We start from the raw sequence: 14,188 nt of genomic DNA on the forward strand, positions 1-14,188 counted from the left end.
GGCCGGTCACCGCTCCTTCTCGTTCCGGGAGCTCTCGGTCGCCCGGGAGTCGGGTGTGCTCCCGGGATCGGGCGGGGAGGCGGACGCGGCGGTGGACGCGGAGGCGGACTTCGTACGGCGGGAGACGAACGGGAAGTTTCGGGGCAGGCTCCACGGTCCGCGTCGTCGTTCCTCGACGTCCTCGGCATAACGGTCGGCGAGTTCGGCCCTCAGGGGCCGGACCGCGCGCTCCAGCCGTTCCAGGTCCGAGACGGGCCAGCGCCCCACCGGTCCTGTCCGGATCTCGTCGACCTGCTGGGCGTGGGCCTGGGAGAGCACGGCTCCACTGGGCAGGGTGACGACCGCGACGACATGGCTGAGCGCGATGTCGTCGATCGGCTTGTCGCCCGTCGCCTTCCGGCCCACGGCCGCCAGATAGCGCTCCAGTTCGCGGTTGCTCAAGGCTGTCAGTCGCCCGCGCAGCCGTGCGGAGTCGGCGGGGACGCGCAGCATGGCGGGCACCAGACGCAGGCGCCTGAGCGCCCTGGGGGCCTCCCACCATCCGGCTTTCGGGGCGGCGAACGCGTCGACGAGCTCCGTGGCCTCGCGGGCGTCCCGGAGCCTGTCCTCCAGTTCGAGCGTGATCCCTACGTACTCCCCTGCACTCTCCGGCAGCCAGACGAAGCGGCTCGGACGGACGAACAGCCGGCACAGGTGCAGACAGGCTTCCAAGGCGTCGTCGTCCGCGATCGGCTGGCGCAGGGCGCGCTCGAACCATGTGCCGACCGCCCTGTCCACCGGGCCCTTCGCAGGCAGCTCCGAGGCGATGCGGACCGCTTCCTGATGGGTCCAGGTACGCGACGGCTGCCGCCACAGGCCGCGCAGCAGTTCCTCGTCGGGCGACGTCTGCGCACGGATCCGGAGGATCTTGAACATGATCGGAACCGTCTCCGCGGGCCGGCGCTCGGCCCGGGCTCGCAGATGGTGTTCCTGGAGCAGGGGACGGCCCGCCAGGTCGGCCTCCCGCAGCAGTTCGGCGGGGAACTGGGAGAACAGCTGCTCCTGTCCGGTGCGTTGCTCCAACACCTCCTCCACCGCCGTCGCCAGGGATGCCCGCATCACCGGAAGAGAGGCGAGGAGGTCGGTCACCTCCGAGCGCAGTTTCGGGACGGGGCTGAGGGACCCGAGCAGCGCCCGGGCCAGGGTGAGCGTCTGCTCGGTCATGACCGCCGCCGGTACGGGAAGGCCGGCGCCCACGGCCCACAGCAGCAGGCGCGTCCGCTCGCGCGGGGTCCGACCCCGGTCGTCCAGCAGACGCCCCCAGAGTGCGGTGGCCCGCTCGCGCGTCACCGGGTCGGTGATCGGCACGGGCTTGACGGCGTCTTCGGAGGCGGCCGCGTAGGCCGCCATACGCGACGCGTGGAGCTTGCCCTCGATCTCCTGATGCACCGCCAGATCCCCACCGGCCTTCGCGGCGGCGCTCAGCGCGGACCGCCGGCGGTCGTCCAGGTCGCGGTGCTCTCGATGGATGTCCGCGGCGACGGCCGCCCGGCGCGCCCCCAGGTGTTCGGCCCCGGTCAGCCAGTCGATCACCGCGTGGGCGTCGACCGCCGTGAGCGGGATGCCCCCCGAGGCCGCCGCCGCGGCCACGGGAGCGTGCCAGTCGTCCACGCTCTCCTCCCCTCCCCGGACGTAGTCCGCGGTCCACGACCAGACGGGCCGCACCGAACCGACACCGATCCTGGTGAGGAGACGGGCCAGGGGATCGACGCGGATCGCGGGGAAGGTCCCGCGCGCGAAGTCGAAGACGGTGTACGCCGCTTCGTCGTCGGGGCCGAAGACGAGCTGGGCCTCGGGCACGGTGCCGATCAGGTGCAGCCGGCTGGTGGCCGGCCGGAAGACGTAGGTGGCGAAGGAGAGTCCACGGGCCAGCGGGGGAGGCAGCAGGTAGGAGAGGGCGGCGAACCAGTGCGCGATCAGGTCGGTCGAACGGTCGACCACCACCACCGAACCCTGCTCGCCGAGCGCCGCGAACACGGCGGCCAGCAGCTCCGGCAGCCGGTCCGCGTGGGGATGGGCGCGCAGGAACTCGCGCACGGACCGGACGCCCAACGGGCCCGGCAGGGGGGCCTCCAGCGACGGGATCTCCGTGCTCGGTGACACCCCGCTCGTCCAGGACGGCGAGTTCCACCACTCGATCGGGAGCATTCCGTCCGCCGCCGTGGCGAAGTCCTCGCTGTGCAGGGCGTGCGCGAAGTAGTTGCCGAAGCGGCGAGCGGAGTCACGGCCCACGTACCGCACGCACACCGCCGTGGCGCGGCGCCCCGCCCGGTCGTACGGCCGGTAGCAGAGGTTGACCGGGCAGCGCTCCAGCTCGTCGGGGGTGTCCGACTCCACCAGGGCCCGGGGCGGCTCGTACCCGGCCAGCGCCTCGACGACCTGCTGGGTCTCGACGGTGACACCCGCGCTCACGGCGTTGAACTGGAACCCGGAGTACCCGGTGAGCCCGTGCTCGCAGGAGGTGTAGTAGAGCTGCTCGAACCGTGTCATCCCCGGCCCGCCTTCGGCACCGAACCGAACTCGCTCAGCAGCCAGAGCAAGGGGTCGGCCACCCGGTACGGCTGGATGCCGGTGGGGGCGACCCGGGCGTCGGGGGTGGGGTTGCGGCCGAGGGCGGAGACCCCGAAGTAGCGGTAGCGGGTGAAGTGGTTGTCCAGGAGCTGGTCGATCGCCACTCCGTCCCAGTCCTTGAGGAGCCGTCGGACCTCCTCGTGGACGTCGAGGCTGTCGCTCACGTCGAAACGGTCGCGCGGGGGCGCGTAGTCGCGCAGCGGGCTGCCCGGGTCGAGCAGGTGCCAGAAGGCGTCCATCTTGGAGAAGACGACCGAGATCGGCGTGTCGATCTTCTGCGCCGAGCGTCCGGAGCGGGGCGCGAGCAGGAGGTTGGTGACCCGGGAGAGGACGTTGATCGGGGTGTCCAGGCCCTCCGTGCCCGGCAGCGGGGTTCCCGGCAGCGCGTTGTCGCGGGCACCCGGCATCTGGAGCGGGTCGAGCAGCAGCACGATGCCGTCCGCGCCGGCCAGATAGCGGGTGTTGAGCTCCACGTTCTCCCGGGAGCTGAAGTCCTCGCCGGCGGTGTCGAAGAACGAGAGGACGGTGTGCTGCGGGCGCTCCCCGAGAAGGGTGCGCCGTCGCAGCCCGAAGCGGAAGACGAGCGGGTCCACCCGGTTGAGGGTGGTGGAGGCGGTCTGGGTGCCGGGGAACATCTGGTTGTCGCGGTACAGACGGTCCTCGTAGTCCGAGCCGAAGCGCCGCATCGTGTCGTCGTCCGAACCCATCAGGGCGGCACCGAACGCCTCGCCGACCCGGTTGCGCATCTCGTGGAGCAGCACCGTCATGTAGACGGTCTTGCCGGACGCCTTCGGACCGACCATGGCGATCAGCCGGTTGTCCACCATGCCGAACTGGACGGGCAGTTCGGAGTGGCACACCGGGCAGATCCGGTACGTGGTCTCGCCGTCGCAGTCCGCGCAGACGGCCGTCGGCCTGCGCCCGTCCGCCGCGAAGTCGGGGCCGAGGTCGTGGCTCCTGCGCGGACCCTTGCGTTGGTCGAGGACCTGGTCGCGGCGGCGCTCGCACTGCTTGCCCGTCTTGCTCAGACGGCTGTTGCAGCGGAATCGGATCTCGCGCGGAGTGAAGTGCTCGTAGCAGTAGGGGCAGGTGAGACGTTTGGCCATCAGGTGACTCGCAGTCTGTGCAGCGCCGTCGGGCGGATGTCGATGCCGGTGTCGGTGCCCGCGTCCGCGTCGGCCGGGAAGCAGACCAACCACGACGGGCCGCGCGTGGCGGGCAGCGGGAACTCCACGGTCAGGGGCGTGCCGGCCGGGAGACGTTGGGCGGGCACCTCGTGCAGGACGGTGCCCTCGGCCGCGCTGGTGGGGCGGAACCGGCCGAGGCTCTGGACGATCCGGACACCGGGCAGGTCGCAGCCGGTCTCCGAGGTGAAGGTGACCGAGGCCGACCGGCCCGTGAGCCGGCGGCGCACGATGGGCTCGTAGGAGACGAGCGTCGGTGCGGGCGGGACGAGCAGTGACGAGGCGCCTTCGCAGCCGTCGCCGAGCTCCGCGACGAGCGCCTCCACCGTCACGGTGACGGCCCCGCGGCCGACGTCCAGGTCGAAACCGCCGTCGTGCTCGTACACCCGGCGTCGGCACACGTCGTCGCCTCGCCCGGGGCCCGCTCCGGCGACGGTTCCCTCCCGGCGCCAGCGGACGCGCGCGCTCAGGGCGCCGACGGGCCAAGCCCACAGCACCAGCAGATGGTCGCCGCGCCGGATGGCCTGGAGCTGATCGACGGGGACCGCGAACGCGGTCTGCGGATCGAGAGGAGAGCCGGCGGAAGCCGTGGGCGGAGGGTCGTACGGGTCGCTTCCGCCGGGGCTGCCCGTGGTGGCGGCGGTGGCGGGCTCGGCGGGCCGCGGTTCGGTGGGAGGGGAGTCGGAGGACGAGGGGGGTGGGTACGGCGGTTCGGCGGCAGGGGGAACCGGGGGCGGGGTCTCGGTGCGCGGGGCCTCGGCGCGCGGCGGGCTCAGAGGGCCGGCGTACGTGGCCGCGGCGGACGGCCTCTCGTCGGTGTCCGCAGCGGACCTGCCCCCGGTCGTGCGCCCGGTCGTGGCGGACGGCGGGGGAGTGGGCGGAGCCTGTTCGGTTCCGCGGCCGGCCGGGGAGCCGTTCTGCCGTCCCCCGGGTTCGGGGTCCTCCGCCCGCCGTCGCCCGGCGCGGGGCTCCGGGTCGGCCACGGCGCCGTCCGGCTCGGAGTCGAGCGAGGAGCCCTCGGCGTGCCCGAGGCCCACCCGAGGGTAGGTGTCGCGCCAGTCCGCGAATCCGGCCTCCGCCCGCCCCGGCCGTGCGGCGGGCCCGGCGACGACCCGCAGGATGCCGAAGTCGCGCAGGGTCAACAGCCCGAGAACGGTGGCCAGTTCGGGGCGGTCGCAGCGCACGGTCAGCCCCTGTGCGGCGGGCAGCTCCTCGATCCGGGCCCGTGTGCCGGGCTCGGCGCACATGCCGCCCGCCAGCAGTACGGTGTCCACGGCCGGTTCCGCGGTGGCCAGTTGGTCGGCGAGAGCGGCGAACAGGCGATTCCGAAGCGGAGCCACCGCCCGCTCGAAGTCGCTCCGATCCAGCGTCACTTGGTGGCGCACCCCTGCGGCGTCCTCGAAGGCCTCGACTGCCCGGTCGGAGCCGTCGAGGCCCCGGCGGAGGGACTCGGCCGCCGGTATCGGGTCGACGCCGGTCGGCAGGTGCTCGGCGAGGCCGGCGGCGACCGCCTCGTCCCAGTGCGCCCCGCCGAGCGGGAGGCTGACGGCGCGGACCAGGCGTACGGTCAGGTCCGGGGAGATGGTCAGGACGCTCAGGTCGAGGCTCGTCGCCCCCTGGTCGCAGACGAGGACCGTGTGGTCCACGCCCTCCGCGACCGCCCGGTAGTGCAGGGCCACGGCCACCGGTTCCGGCACGACACGTGCGACGTCGAGACCGGCCCGTTCCACCGCGTACCGCAGCTCGTCCTCCCGGCCGCCCGACACGGGGACGCCGAGCGCGACCGAGTGGTCGGGCTCCACCGCGAGGGCGCGGGCGTCGACCGGCCCGGACGGGACGAGCAGGGGCAGCGCCCGGCCAGGGTCGAGGACACCGTCCACACCGGCCAGGTCGGTGGTGGTCACCTCCGGTTCGCCGTCGGGGCCGACCCGCGCGACGCGCCCGAAGCGGTGCCCGAGAGAGAGGGCGATCATGCTCGTACGCTCCCTTCGTCGGTGAACCGGGCCGTGCCGTCCGGGGAGACCCGTACCGTGCCCTCGGCCGCGACGCCGACCCGGATCCGGCTGCCCGGCTCCGGGCGGTGCGTCAGCAGATGGCTGACGACGGCCGCCCGCACCCGTTCGAGTTCGTTGCGGATCTGCCGGCCTCCGTACGCCTGGTGCTCGGGGTCCGCCATGCGCTCCGTGATCCACGGGTGGAGGGTGTCCGTGTCGGGGACCAGCTCCACCCGGTGACGCTCGCGGACCGACTCGGCGAGCTGGCGCAGCAGCCGGTCGGCGATCCGCACCACGTGCTCGTGGCGCAGCATGTCGAAGACCACCACCCCGGGCTTGAGCCGGCCGTAGATCTCCGGCCTGCCGATCTGCCGGAACTTCTCCTCCACCGCCCGGGTGAAGTGCGCCTCCAGTTGCGGGTACGAGAGCTCGCCCCGCTCCTCCAGCAGGGTCCGGACCTGCTCCGCGCCCGTGTTGGAGGTGAAGATGATCAGGCACTGGGAGAAGTACGCCGTCTGGCCGCGACCGTCGGTGAGCCGCCCGTCCTCCAGGATCTGCAGGAATTTGTCCAGCACCTTGGGGTGGGCCTTCTCGATCTCGTCGAAGAGCAGCACGCTGAACGGCCGTTCCTGCACGCGGCGCGTCAACTCGCCCCCCTGTTCGTGCCCGATGAAGCCGGGCGGCGCCCCGGCCAGCCGCTCGGCGGCATGCTCCTGCTGGTACTCGCTCATGTCGAAGCGGGCGTAGGCACTCTGATCGCCGAACATCAACTCGGCCACGGACTTGGCGAGTTCTGTCTTGCCGACACCGGTCGGACCCACGAAGAAGAAGGAGCCCCGAGGGCGGGCGCCGCCCGAGCTGCCGAAGTCGACTCCGACGAAGGCGGACTGGAGGGCTGAGGCGACGGCGCGCACGGCCGTGGACTGACCGACCACCCGGGTGCCGAGGACCTCGGCGGCCCCGGCGACGGTCTCCCGGTCGAGCTGGGTCCACGGGTCGACGCTCACGTTGAGCCGGTGCAGCTCCAGGAGCTTGTCCGGCTTCCGCAAGGGTGCGTTGCGCAGCCACGACGTCCTTGCCAGGGATTCGATGTCCCAGGCCGCCATCCCGTCGGTGGCCCCCACCAGGGCTTCCAGCTCGGTCCGGGACGCGTCCTGGGCCCCGTTGAAGTACCGCCGCAGCCAGCTGAGCCACAGTCGGCGCTCGCTCGGGTCGGGCGGGCCGATGTGCAGTGCGGCGATCCTCGGGTCCTCCAGATGGAACCAGCCGGGGAGCCGACCCACGTCACCGACCGCGCACAGGACCGCGTTGCGCGCGTGCGGGGCCGGACCTGCGGCCGAGCGGGGCGTCACGGCGTCCGACATCGCGGCACGCAGGCGCAGATACCCCAGCTGTGACTCGGGCTGCCCGGGCGGGAGGTGGTGGTCGATGTCCTCGAAGACGAAGGCGGTGGCCGCGTCCGGTGAAGCCACCAGGCGGTGCACGGTGGCGACGACGTCCTCGAAGGCGCGCGGTGGGCCCGACGTGCGGGGAGCGAGGAGACGGTCCCGGCCGCGGTCCCGTTCGCCGCCACGACGGGCGCGTGCCGCCGCGACGGGATCGCCCGCGGGGTGCGCTCCCGTGTTCCCGGCGCCGTGCGCGTCCTCGGCGCCGGGTGGGGCCTCCGCGCCGTGTGGGGCCTCCGTGGCGCGCGCGTCCGCCGAGGTGTGCGGCGGCCGGGCGGTGCCCGGGGACTCCGGCGGCGCGTCGCCGGTCCCCGCCCGCGTTCCCGGCCGCTCCGCCGCGCGCCCCTCGCGGAGCTGGTCGAAGCGCTCGGCATGACCCGGCAGGGGGAAGCTGAGACCGCCCACCGGATCCCACCAGCCGACGACCTCCGCGCCGCGCGTCTCCAGCAGGCCTGCGACCACCTCGCGGAACGAGGCGGGCCGGTCGGCGAACCACCAGCGGTCCCTGATCTGTCCGTTGAGGACCACTTGGCGCCCACGCCGCAGTTCCCAGCCGAGCGACACCGCCCACAGCGGCATCATGCCGTCCGCGGTGACCGGCTCCCCGTCGCGGGCGGAACCGTCCCGACGGTCCGCGGCAGGGGAGCCCGCCGAGCCGCCGACGCCGTTCGCACGCTTGGCCCAGTCGACCGCGTTCACCGGGTCCACCTCCACTCCTCCCCGACCGTCCGGTGCCTCCCGCCCTGCCTGGGCGGCTTGCCCTGCCAGGTGATCTCACCCGGGACGAAGCCGTCCCGCTCGACGATCGCCTCGTGCACCCGCTCCAGCAGGTCCTCGGTGTGGTCGCACACCGCGCCGTCCGGATCCGGGCGGAGGGCGACATCGGGTTCGCCGTCGACCTGGTAGACGAGGACGGGGGTGCCGCCCTCGTCGGTGGCGATCGTGGTCCGGTACGTCGCGCCGCTCGGCCGCTCGAAGCTGAGCAGCAGGCGGCCGTTCTGTTCGGCTCCGCCGGTGAAGGCGAAGCCCTCGCCGAGCATGGCGTCCTGCAGGGCCTGCGCGAGGTCGATGCGCCGGGTGTACGCCAACTGAAGCTCGTCCAGCTGGGATTCGGCTTCGACGAGCAGCTCCTCCAGGGCCGCGACCGCGGACAGGGCCACCTCGGCGGCGCCGGCCGCGAGGGGTTCCGTGACGGCGGTCAGCGCCGCTTCGATCCGCTCGGCGAGCGCGAGGTCGGCGAGCTCCCGGGCCTCGTCCGCCGCGGCCCTGACGGACGCCCGTACGACATCCAGCCGGTCCTTCGCCTCCTCGGACAACGCCTCGTGGCGCTCCTGTTCGGCCTCGATGGCCGCCTGGCGGGCCGCCTCCTCGCGGGCGGCGCGCTCCTCCGCCTGCCGCTCGGCCTCGCGCACCCGCTCGGCGCGCCGACGCTCCTCGGCGGCGTGTTCCCCGGCGACCGCGGCATGGCGGCCCAGTGCGTGTTCCACCGTGCCGAGCAAGGCCTCGAACCGTGTTTCCGCACCGGGAGCGGTGGATGCCCGCAAGGTGTCGAGCAGGTCGACACAGCGCTGGTGCCCCTCCGGGTCCCGCCCCCGGGCCTCCGCCCCGATCGCGGCCAGCCGCGATTCGAGGCTCGCGACCACGGCACCCTGGTCGACGCCCTGGCCGGGCGCGCTCCGCTCACGACCGAGTACGACGACCCGGCCGCGCAACTCCTCGATCGATCCGCCGAGGTCCTCGGCACGGTCGACGCCGGCCTGCAGGGCGTCAAGCCGCTGCCGCAGGGCGCGAACCTCGGAGGCGTCCGCGTGGACCTTGTCGAGCAGCTCACGCACCTCGGCGAGTCGACGCGCGTCGACGCCTGCCTGCTCCTGCCGCAACCGGTGCGCGTGCGCCTGGTCGCGCTCGGCTCGGCGGTTCGCCAGCTCGGTTTCCCTGCGCTCGGCCTGCGCCCTTGCCCGTTCCCGGCGTGCCGCCGCTTCGCGGGCCCGCCGGGCGGCCTGTTCGGCGCGCTCCTTCGCGCGCTGTGCCTGTTGCCGCCGGCGCTGCGCCTCCCGGGCCCGGCGCCGCTCCGCCTCGATCCGCGCATAGGCCGGCGCGACGGTGACGGTGCTGTACTTCGGTGATCCGCTCATGCTTCCCTCCGTGCCTCGGCGCGCAGGACGAACCCCCGAGCCGCGAGTCGTTCCTCAAGCCCCTCCCGGAAGCCGGGAGTCGGCGGGACCCCCGCCCAGGACAGTGATCCGTCGCCGTCCATGGACACCTCGACCCCCGCGCTCGTATCGGGCTCGCCCGTCACGTGCGCGTAGCGGTCGGTCAGCGGGATGACACGCTGGTTGGCCGAGCCGCGCCAGCGCAGCCCGTGCTGCTCGGAGGCCACATAGGGGCCGTCCACGAGCAGATCGAGGCGGCGCAGCAGGGCGATCCGGTCCGGTCCGCCGCGGCGAAGGGCCTCGTGACGGAAGCCCGAGTAGGCCATCGCGGTGAACTCCGGTCGTCGGGCGCGGACATGGTCGAGCAGCGAGGCCAGCGCGCCCGGCTGGGAGAAGGGCTCGCCACCGGAGAGGGTGACGCCCTCGATGTCGGGCAACCCGCCGAGCCAGTCGGCGAGTTCGGGCACCGAGTGGGTGGTGCCGCCCTCGAAGGGCAGCGTCTCCGCCGCCACACAGCCGCGACAGCGCAGCGGGCAGCCCTGAACCCAGATCACGGCTCGGGTTCCCGGCCCGAGGGTCGTGCAGCGGTCGAGTGTGCGGGCCACCGAGAGCGTGGTCACCTCTGTCATCGGGCCTTCCCCTTCCTGTCCGTCGGGTCCGTCGGGTCTGTCGTGTCCGGGTAGCCGTCGGCCCCTCGTTCGGCGAGATCGCACCAGGGACACCAGGGCCGTTCGGCGGTGTGCACGTGCAGGGGGTTGCGCCGGCACGTCCGCAGGCGGGCCGGGTCCGCCTCTGCGGCCAGTGCCTCCGCCCAGGCCGAGGCGGCGGGCCGCCTTCCGCCGAACGCGGCCCGGAAGAGGGCGGTGAGCCGGCGCGGGAGCAGATCGACGGGCGGGGCGGAGCGGGGCAGGACCACCGAGGCCCGGTCGAGGAGACGGCAGCGCCGGTGCAGGACGTTGTCGTCGTAACTCAGGTAGCCGCCGCCGGAGGCGGGATGTCCGGCGAAGGGGTGCAGTCCGCACATCAGCAGCTGGTGGACGAGGACGGCGAGGACGAACTCGTCGGAGGCGCGGTCCGGCGCGGTGCCCGCCGGGGCCCCGATCCGCTCGGGCGCCGTGTGCCCCGGACTGCCCATCCGGCCGGGGAACACCTCGCCGCCGTCGGTGAACTGCCAGGAGTCCACATCCGCGATGCCGACCCTGCCGAGCGCGTCGACCCAGAGGTTGTCGGGTTTCAGGTCGCCCACCACGTAGCCCTCGACATGCAGGTCGGCGACGAGACGGGCGAGCGAGAGGGAGGCGGCGAGCGCGGTGGCCCACGTCGCGTCGGGGAACAGCCGCCGGCGGGCCTCGGGGGTCAGCAGGTGCGCGAACGGCTGGTGGGCGTGGCGCATGTCGGTCATCACATAGCCGTCCACGCCGTCGGCACCGGGACCGCCGGCGCGGACGCCCGCCAGTGGCCATGCCACCCGCGTCGGCGTCGCGGACACCAGCCGGACGGCACGAGGCTCGCGACGCTGCCGTACGAGCCGGGCGATACGGCGCCGATAGGCGGACGGGTCGGGCGGGAGGGGCACCAGCTTGGCCACCAGGGGGCGCCTGTCGTCCACGCCGTAGACGATGCCTTCGGAGCCGGTGCCGATGGGCTCGGTGAGCCGCCATGTGTGCCCGCTGCCGGACACCACCGTGAGGGACATCGTCAGCCGCCCTCCGTCAGGGCGCAGGCGACGGTCAGGTCGTCGCCGGTCCGAGCCGCCTCGGGGCCGGAGAGCAGGGCGCGCAAGGGCTCGGCGTCACCGCCGTTGGCGCGGAGCGTCGCGGCGAGCCCGCAGAAGAACCGCTCGGCCGGCAACGGCCCTGCCTTCGGCGGGAGTTCGCGCAGGGACGGGTGGTCCAGGGTGAGCGGTGCGCAGCCGTCGGTGGCGAGGACGACGCCGCTGAGCCGCGGTTCCCACAGCACGAACGACCGCAGGCGCAGGGTGGCCCCCGGCGAGGAGAGGAAGACCGTCTCCGGGGCGCCGGGCGGCGGAGGAGGCAGCACCAGGTGGCAGCGCTCGCCGACGGCCCCGTGCGTGTCGGGCTCGCGGGTCAGGACCGTGCCGAAGCAGTCGCCGACCGAGAGGAACGCCACCCAGGGAGGCCGCACCACCGCTGCCGCCAGTGTGGCGGCCAGGGCGCCCGGGTCGATGGGCTCCGACGGAAGCGCGACCGGCGCCAGCGCGCCCTCCACCGACCGCCGGTACTGCGCGACCACGGCGGCGCCCGCCGCGGCGATCCACTCCGACCAGGCCTCGGGAGCCTCCGCCGCCTCCGGGATGCTCTCGGTCAGGACCCGGCAGGCGGCGTCCACCGCGATGTGCGCGCCGAGCGCGCTGCGCTCCCGGCCGCCCGCGCCGTCCGCGACGGCGAGCACGGCCGCCGTTCCCAGGTCGACCGCCTTGAAGGCGTCCTGGCAGCCCTGTGCGCGGGCCAGATGAGCGGTTCCCTGGACGGACGCACCGGCCACGATCACCGGACCTTCTCCTCGAGGAGCCGCATGCGCCGTTCCCGTTCCACCCGGTCGGCCACCTGCCCGTGAATCTCGTCGGCGGCCTGCCGCCCGCCGATCACGTCCGAACTCTGGAACAGCAGATCGAGGATCCGCCCGAAGTCCAGCCCCTCCAGCATCAGGGCGCCCTTGGGCGTCAGGGCGCGCAGCAGCTCCAGATCCGCGCCGCTCACCCCGATCGCCTGGAGCACGCATTCGCCCCGCTCCTCGCCGAGACGGACCTTCGCCGCTGTACCGGCGAGGGCCGCGAGGTCCATCGCCTCGCCGTTCGCGTCGCTGGGCGCACCGTCCGTCAGCACCCACAGGAACGGCCTGCGCACCTGCACCTGTTGTTCCTGCAGGGCCAGGTAGCGCGAGCGGGCCAGGTCGAGCGCCGTCTCGACGGCCTCGGTCATCCGGGTGAGGCCGGACGCCCCGAGCCGGGGCGGGCGCATCCGGTCCACCGGCACGAAGAGCCGGTCCGGGGCGGCCTCCTCCACCGGTACAAGCCGGTCCTGGCCCGGATCGAAGACCCTGACCCGGGAGTCGAAGGTGATCAGGCAGACCTCCACCCGCGCGCGGAGCCTCGGCTCCGCCCGCACTCCGTCGAACCAGTCGGCCAGTGCCTCGCTGAGCTCGTCGATCCGAGGGTTCTCCGCCGGACGCCCCATGGAGGCCGAGGTGTCGAGGAGCAGTACGACGGGCTGCCGCTCGTCGTACCCCTGCGCCAGCCCGAAGCCGTACTCACTCATTCCCGGCCGCCCCGCCCTCGTCCGTCCGATCCACCGCCCGTGCGAGGAGCCGGCGCCGCTCGGCGTCGTAGCGCACGACGACCTCCGTCCCCGGCGTCATCTCCCGAGGGTCCGTGAGCATGCGCATCAGCACCCCGTCGACCAGGACGTACGCGTCGGGAGCGGGCCAGGTGACGATCCGCCCCCGCGCGCCATGGCCCCACCGCTCCATCCCGCCCGTCATGCGTCCACGCTAGGTGACGTGACGTCAACTCGCGTTGTGCCAACGGAGATTACCCCCACGAAGATCCCCCTCGCTTGCCCTTTGGCGCGCACCCTGTGCGCCGTCTCGCGCGCCGGCGCGCCCTTCGCCCTTCCATTCCACCGGGTCAGCCGGTCGGCCTCCGGGCGTGCGCCGGGCGAATTCCGGCCGGGATGCGCTCCACCAGGGCCGCCGCCTCCGGCGTACGCACGACGAAGTGCACGTCCCAGCTCGCCCCGCGCGCCAACTCCGCCTCCACGGCCGCCCATACAGCGCGAAGACTGACGTCGTACGACAGGCCGCCCCGGCCGGAGCCGAGCAGCGGGAAGCACACCGAACGCAGCGGTGGCGTGTGGTCCTCGTGCTCCTCGGCGAGCACCGCGAGGGCCCGGGACACCGCCCGGGTGACGTCGGCGGGCAGCACGTCGTAGTCGTTGGTCCCGGCCCGGGGCACGGCGATCGCCGCGTGGTAGACCCGCCGGATGCCCTGGCCGGTCAGCGCCCCCGCCCCGGTGGCCGCCACCGTGCCCGGCCGCACCGCCCGCCCGGACGTGCCGTGCTGCTCGGCCCACCGGCGCAGTTCCGCGGGGAGCGGGTCCGCCAGCACGTCTCCGGTCACGCCGAGCACGGCCGCCGCACGCCGCAGCGACGCCGCGACGGAGGACTTGTACACCTCGGGCAGCGCGAGGTAGACGTTGGACGGGGAGACGACCACGTCCACGTCACGCAGCAGGTCGACGGGGTGCACGTGCAGGGTGACACGGACGGGCCGGCCTCCGGCCCGGATCTCCACGACCCGATGCGTGCCCGCTCCGCTCTCGCCCTCGGCGGCCGCGCCCGAACTCCGCCCGGCCGCCTCGGCCGTCAGCCGCACGATGTGCTCGGCGACCTGCTCGAGGACCATGACCTCCTGATCCTTGCGGAACCGCTCGACGCTCACTCCGTAGACCGAGGCCGCCCTGGCCCGCCGGGACGACGCCGGCCAGTCCCTGGTCCCCTGCGCGATCCCCAGGGTGTACTCGGCGGCCGTACGCAGGGTCCCCGCGTCCAGGCGCTCCACCGCGCTCCGCAGCAGCGCCTCCACCGCAGCGCCGGGCGTCCGGGCCGCGGCGGGGGCCACCGCCGCGGCCGCCGCCTCAAGGGCGGGCAGCGCGCGGCCCCGCAACCTGATCAGTCCGGCGCGCCTGACCTCCTTCAACTCGGCGAGCAGTGCGACGTCGTCGGGGAGCGGTAATGCCATGCGCCCACGATGGCATCCCCTGTCACAGCCGGACAAGCCGCTT

11 protein-coding genes are annotated in these 14,188 nt (G+C 73.9%); all 11 read right to left on the reverse strand.

Going from position 1 to position 14,188, the window contains the following annotated elements; translation table 11 throughout:
- Positions 1–6: 6 nt before the first annotated feature.
- Positions 7–2,529 carry a GTPase-associated protein 1-related protein gene (locus tag ACF09C_RS07510; protein WP_392089775.1) on the reverse strand — a complete coding sequence of 841 codons (2,523 nt, stop codon included), beginning with the start codon at positions 2,527–2,529 and terminating at the stop codon, positions 7–9.
- On the reverse strand, positions 2,526–3,716 hold the full coding sequence (locus tag ACF09C_RS07515) for a hypothetical protein (protein ID WP_392089776.1): 1,191 nt from the start codon (positions 3,714–3,716) through the stop codon (positions 2,526–2,528). The genes ACF09C_RS07510 and ACF09C_RS07515 overlap by 4 nt, the downstream gene beginning before the upstream one ends.
- Positions 3,716–5,767: an Hsp70 family protein gene (locus ACF09C_RS07520; protein WP_392089778.1), complete on the reverse strand. Its 2,052-nt coding sequence runs from the start codon at positions 5,765–5,767 to the stop codon at positions 3,716–3,718. The genes ACF09C_RS07515 and ACF09C_RS07520 overlap by 1 nt, the downstream gene beginning before the upstream one ends.
- On the reverse strand, positions 5,764–7,941 hold the full coding sequence (locus tag ACF09C_RS07525; RefSeq protein ID WP_392089780.1) for an AAA family ATPase: 2,178 nt from the start codon (positions 7,939–7,941) through the stop codon (positions 5,764–5,766). Before ACF09C_RS07525 ends, ACF09C_RS07520 begins: the two co-directional genes overlap by 4 nt.
- The gene (locus tag ACF09C_RS07530) at positions 7,929–9,368 is read right to left on the reverse strand and encodes a hypothetical protein (RefSeq protein WP_392089781.1); all 1,440 of its coding nucleotides are present in this window, start codon (positions 9,366–9,368) and stop codon (positions 7,929–7,931) included. Before ACF09C_RS07530 ends, ACF09C_RS07525 begins: the two co-directional genes overlap by 13 nt.
- Positions 9,365–10,015 carry a 4Fe-4S single cluster domain-containing protein gene (locus ACF09C_RS07535; RefSeq protein WP_392089784.1) on the reverse strand — a complete coding sequence of 217 codons (651 nt, stop codon included), beginning with the start codon at positions 10,013–10,015 and terminating at the stop codon, positions 9,365–9,367. Before ACF09C_RS07535 ends, ACF09C_RS07530 begins: the two co-directional genes overlap by 4 nt.
- A complete protein-coding gene (locus ACF09C_RS07540) occupies positions 10,012–11,082 on the reverse strand; it encodes a hypothetical protein (RefSeq protein ID WP_392089786.1) in 1,071 nt (356 codons plus the stop codon). Before ACF09C_RS07540 ends, ACF09C_RS07535 begins: the two co-directional genes overlap by 4 nt.
- 2 nt (positions 11,083–11,084) lie before the next feature.
- Entirely contained in the window at positions 11,085–11,897 is an 813-nt protein-coding gene (locus tag ACF09C_RS07545) for a protein phosphatase 2C domain-containing protein (RefSeq protein ID WP_392089787.1), read from the reverse strand.
- Positions 11,894–12,664 carry a hypothetical protein gene (locus ACF09C_RS07550; RefSeq protein ID WP_392089789.1) on the reverse strand — a complete coding sequence of 257 codons (771 nt, stop codon included), beginning with the start codon at positions 12,662–12,664 and terminating at the stop codon, positions 11,894–11,896. Before ACF09C_RS07550 ends, ACF09C_RS07545 begins: the two co-directional genes overlap by 4 nt.
- Positions 12,657–12,887, reverse strand: coding sequence for a hypothetical protein (locus ACF09C_RS07555; RefSeq protein ID WP_392089791.1), 231 nt, complete (start codon positions 12,885–12,887; stop codon positions 12,657–12,659). Before ACF09C_RS07555 ends, ACF09C_RS07550 begins: the two co-directional genes overlap by 8 nt.
- A 145-nt stretch (positions 12,888–13,032) precedes the next feature.
- Positions 13,033–14,145 (reverse strand): macro domain-containing protein, encoded by a 1,113-nt coding sequence (locus ACF09C_RS07560; RefSeq protein ID WP_392089793.1) that lies wholly within the window; start codon positions 14,143–14,145, stop codon positions 13,033–13,035.
- Positions 14,146–14,188: the final 43 nt, after the last annotated feature.

The organism is Streptomyces sp. NPDC014870 (assembly GCF_043081505.1).
Lineage (GTDB): Bacteria > Actinomycetota > Actinomycetes > Streptomycetales > Streptomycetaceae > Streptomyces.